Origin of the sequence: Kordia jejudonensis (assembly GCF_001005315.1) — a bacterium.
Lineage (GTDB): Bacteria > Bacteroidota > Bacteroidia > Flavobacteriales > Flavobacteriaceae > Kordia > Kordia jejudonensis.
The window spans coordinates 1-458 of record NZ_LBMG01000199.1 but is presented as its reverse complement, the minus strand read 5'-3'; the positions used below and the strand labels follow the sequence as shown (position 1 = coordinate 458).

Here is a 458-nt window from a genome sequence, read left to right as displayed (position 1 = left end):
AAAAAGCTCCAATCCTTACAATTGGAGCTTCTAATAGCATAATTTAGTTTTACGATAAATTAAAAATGGAACTATTCTGCGATTTTAAACGTTTTCATAATGGCAATAGCATCATCGTAGTAGGTGTCAAAATATTTATCTTGAGCTACATATGATACCTTATAATAAAATCCTTTATACTTATAAAACTGCTGTATACATTCATATTCATATGTTCCGTGTTTTGCCTTGTAAGTAACTACAATACTTTCGCCATACTTTGTCCGAGCTGTATACTTTTTAGGATTAAATACCTCAGTATTATATATACTTTTAAAATCATTTTGAACTACACTATCTAAAGTTGTGTTACTTGATATACGTTTTTTAAATACAGAAACATAATTTGCAATATACGCTTCTCCTTTATCCATTAAATCATTTGGCGTAAGGTTGAACACGTTACGGAAATCATGAAA

The 458-nt window shown here is 29.0% G+C and carries 1 protein-coding gene; it reads right to left on the bottom strand.

All coding sequences use genetic code 11. The annotated features are described in order from the left end of the window. Window positions 1-71 precede the first annotated feature (71 nt). A partial coding sequence (locus AA089_RS25380; protein ID WP_046759431.1) for a hypothetical protein occupies window positions 72-458 on the bottom strand: 387 nt, incomplete at its 5' end.